At 64.1% G+C, this 3626-nt stretch carries 5 protein-coding genes; 3 read left to right on the top strand and 2 right to left on the bottom strand.

Features of this window, described 5'->3' with window-relative positions; genetic code table 11:
- The coding region (gene pgl / locus VFA16_RS13535; protein ID WP_324968312.1) for a 6-phosphogluconolactonase at window positions 1–424 on the top strand (424 nt) is incomplete at its 5' end.
- A gap of 284 nt (window positions 425–708) precedes the next feature.
- Here the strand turns inward: pgl and VFA16_RS13540 are convergent.
- Window positions 709–1212 (bottom strand): cupin domain-containing protein, encoded by a 504-nt coding sequence (locus VFA16_RS13540; protein WP_324968313.1) that lies wholly within the window; start codon window positions 1210–1212, stop codon window positions 709–711.
- Between the two features lie 111 nt (window positions 1213–1323).
- Between VFA16_RS13540 and VFA16_RS13545 the strand changes: the two genes are divergently transcribed.
- Together VFA16_RS13545 and VFA16_RS13550 are read left to right on the top strand one after the other, a co-directional pair.
- Window positions 1324–1701, top strand: coding sequence for an ATPase (locus tag VFA16_RS13545; protein WP_324968314.1), 378 nt, complete (start codon window positions 1324–1326; stop codon window positions 1699–1701).
- Window positions 1702–1858: 157 nt separating this feature from the next.
- The gene (locus VFA16_RS13550) at window positions 1859–2371 is read left to right on the top strand and encodes a thiamine pyrophosphate-dependent enzyme (protein ID WP_324968316.1); all 513 of its coding nucleotides are present in this window, start codon (window positions 1859–1861) and stop codon (window positions 2369–2371) included.
- A 5-nt stretch (window positions 2372–2376) separates the two neighbouring features.
- Here VFA16_RS13550 and VFA16_RS13555 read toward each other — a convergent pair.
- Window positions 2377–3626, bottom strand: a 1250-nt coding sequence (locus VFA16_RS13555) for a phosphoenolpyruvate carboxylase (RefSeq protein ID WP_324968315.1), incomplete at its 5' end; no start/stop codon positions are given.

Raw genomic sequence — 3626 nt, forward strand, 5'->3', positions numbered from 1 at the left:
CAGCGACGGTGAATTCGGCGACGACATCGATGCCGCCGCACTGGCCTATGAGCAGGTGCTCGCCGCCTACGCGCAGCCGGGCGACCCGTCACCGAATTTCGACGTGCACCTCTTGGGCGTAGGCCCTGAGGGCCACATCAACTCGCTCTTCCCCGACACCGCGGCGGTGCGCGAGACCACCAGGCTGGTGGTAAGCGTCACCGATTCACCGAAACCCCCGCCGCAGCGAATTACCTTGACACTGCCCGCACTTCAGCGCTCCCGCGAAGTCTGGACGATGGTCTCCGGGTCGGAGAAGGCCGACGCTGTGGCCGCCGCTCTCGGCGGCGCCGACCCGGTATCGGTGCCGGCCGCGGGAGCGGTCGGGCGCGAAAACACGGTTTGGCTGCTCGACACCGAGGCCGCCGCCAAGCTCTCGAGCTGACGTCGTCCGGCGTAGCGGGCACACCAGCCACATCAGCCCTAGACCTGTCACCATGTGCCTCGCACAAGCGATACCGCATGCGATATCAACTTCCGGGGCACCGCAAGTATCCCTTGGGCGTTGGCATAGCCGGCCGCGTAGTTCATCGATTCGCCGTCTGATGTCGCGTTCGGTGGCCCTGGCCAGAACATGAAGCCGCCGAAACTGTCGCATTTCCTTGCCGCACACCGTTCAGATGTCGCGTTCACTTCCCCGGTTCCCTGGACTCGCGTCCAGTGAGCGTGTCAAAGCGTCGGCGGTGGTCCCAGGATTTCGATGCCGTACGAGTTGGCCATTGCCGCAAGGGCTGTCGGGTCGGGCGGCACCTCCTCGGGTGGCATGGTCGCGGTCGTGGTGGTAGGCGTTCCGGCAGCGAGGGTGAACCGGTCAAAGCCGGCTGGCGTATGCAATGTGAGGAACCGGGCTTGTGGACTGGTCACCACAAAGGCGTGCGGCAGCTGACGGGGCAGGAACGCCACCGCACCAGCTTCGGCGAGGTGCATCTGCCCACCGACCACGATGCGTACTTCGCCGTCGATCACGAAGAAGGTCTCCTCGTCAGCCAGATGACGATGCATCGGACTGCTGTAGCCCCGGTCACCCTGATGTTCGAGAACGGCGAGGCTTCCAGCCGTCGCGTCCCCGTTGGCACGGATACGGACAAGCGCGCCGAGGAACCACACCGCCTGTTGAACCTCGGGGGCCAGCATGGCGGCGGTTTGCGGCGAGTCGTCATTCTGAGAGGTCATTACGCAATCAGACACCCGTGAACCTAGCCGTGCGGACAAATTGACCACGAGCCAGCGTTTTTCGATCCGATTTCCCGCCTTCTCCTGGGGCCGTTCCGGCCCGGCGTCATAATGACCGTCATGGCAGATAAATCGGCCCGCACCGGCTCCGAGCGGCAGCGGCTGAAGACACTCGCACAGGCCGCGTTGAACGCCGACCTCACGGTGCAACAGCTCGATAGCGTGCTGGCCGACATGAATACGTCGCTGTCCGGGCTCAATGGCGCCCTCGACACCTTCGAGAACAGCCTGGAACACCTGAACACCACATTGGGCAAGCTCGACGAGCTAGCGCCGAGGCTCGGCGGCGTGGTCGACCGCATGGAAGCGATCGTCGAGAGGGTCGAGCACATCGTCGACCTGACCGAAGCGGTGATGTCACCGTTGTCCGCGACCGAGCACGCGGTGCGTGGCGTAATCAACGCTTTACGGAACCGCACCGTGCGGTAGCGCTGCCTATGCCATTTCAACTGCGGCAATTCGCCTGACACCTCAATGGTTTGACGCCCGAACACCAGGGGTACAGCTGCAACACCGCCCTGGTCAGGAGGGTTCTACATGGGGCGCGCACACCCGGTGCTCGATTGCGATCGCTTGGCGGGGCTCGCTGACCATGCAGCTCGGCGATTTCCTGACCTGTGTCCAACACCAGCTGCCGGTCAAGGTGGTGGTGCTGGCGAACCGGACGCTGGGCCTGATCAAGTGGGAGCAGATGGTATTTCTCGGCAATCCCGAATACGGCGTCGACATGGCTCCAATGGATTTCGTGAAGTTCGCCGAGGCGTGCGGCGGCCGCGGGATGCGCATCGACGATCCGGCGCAGTGCCGCGACCAGTTGCAGGAGGCGATGTCGTGGGACGGCCCGGTCATCATCGAATGCGTCGTCGACCAGCATGAGCCGCCGATCCCTGCGAAGGTCCAGAAGGACCAGATGAAGAAGCTCTATGCCGCGTTAAAAGCGGGCACCCCGAACCGGACCCGGATCGCCATGCAAATGGTCAAGGACATGCTCGACGAGGCCAGCTTCGACGCCAGCCCCGGCCACGTCATTCCGGAGCCGGTCGGCAGGGCTGCGCGCAAGATCGCCGGCCGGGTGGTGGACCGGCTCGACGATCAGTGAATCCGCTAGCCGCTGTTGCGCAGCGCGCTCGCTAACCCGTTCATTGTCAACAGAATGCCGCGCTGCACCAGTTCGTCGTCGTCACCGCAGCGGTAGCGCCGAAGCAGCTCCACCTGAAGGTGGTTCAGCGGCTCCAGGTACGGGAAGCGGTTGAACACCGAGCGCGCCAGCGCCGGGTTGTCAGCCAGCAGGTCGTTCTGACGAGTGATCAACCTATGTATGGTGATGGTGCGCTGATGCTCCTCAGCGATCTTGTCAAACACCCTGTGCCGCAATGACTCATCGGGCACCAGCTCGGCATACCGGGCCGCCAGTCCCAAGTCGGTCTTGGCCAGCACCTGCGCCATATTCGACAGCACGGTACGGAAGAACGGCCATCGTCGATACAAATCGTGCAGAACATCCAATCGGGCTTTGCCGTCACCAGGATCCTCGGCGACCCACTGCTCGAACGCCGAGCCGGTCCCATACCAGCCGGGCAGCATCACGCGACACTGACTCCATGCCAGCACCCAGGGAATGGCGCGCAGGTCCGCGATCGACGTAGTGGGCTTGCGCGACGTCGGCCGGCTGCCGATGTTCAGCGACCCGATCTCGCTGACCGGTGTGGAGGCCAGAAAATACTCAACGAAACCTGGTGTCTCATGGACCAATTCAGCGTAAACCCGTTGTGCTCGCGCGGCCAGTTCGTCGAGCACCTCGTAGGCCGGGGCCGCGTCGTCTCCCAGACCCTCCACGTCGAGCAGCGTCGCCTCCAATGTGGCAGCCACTAAGGTTTCCAGGTTACGTTGCGCGAGTTCGGGTTCCGCGTATTTGGCAGCGATGACCTCGCCCTGTTCGGTGAGGCGCAGTGAGCCGTTCACCGCCCCCGGCGGCTGGGCGAGGATGGCCTCATAACTAGGCCCACCGCCGCGGCCCACGGTGCCGCCGCGGCCGTGAAAGAGCCGCAACCGAATTCCGGTCTTGCGGGCCGTCTCCACCAGGGCGAGCTCTGCCCGGTACACCGCCCAGTTCGAAGCCAGGTAGCCGCCGTCCTTGTTCGAGTCGGAGTAGCCGAGCATCACCTCCTGGCTTTCGCCGCGAGCCCGGACCAGCGCTCGGTAGAGCGGAACATCCAGCATCGCTTGCAGAATCGACGCTGCGTTGTAGAGATCGTCGATGGTCTCGAACAGCGGGACGATACCCACGGGGCAATACGGCTGTGCCCCGGACGCATCTAGAAGCCCGACCTCTTTCAGCAGGATCGCCGGCTCCA

This window comes from Mycobacterium sp., assembly GCF_035653355.1.
Taxonomy (GTDB): domain Bacteria; phylum Actinomycetota; class Actinomycetes; order Mycobacteriales; family Mycobacteriaceae; genus Mycobacterium.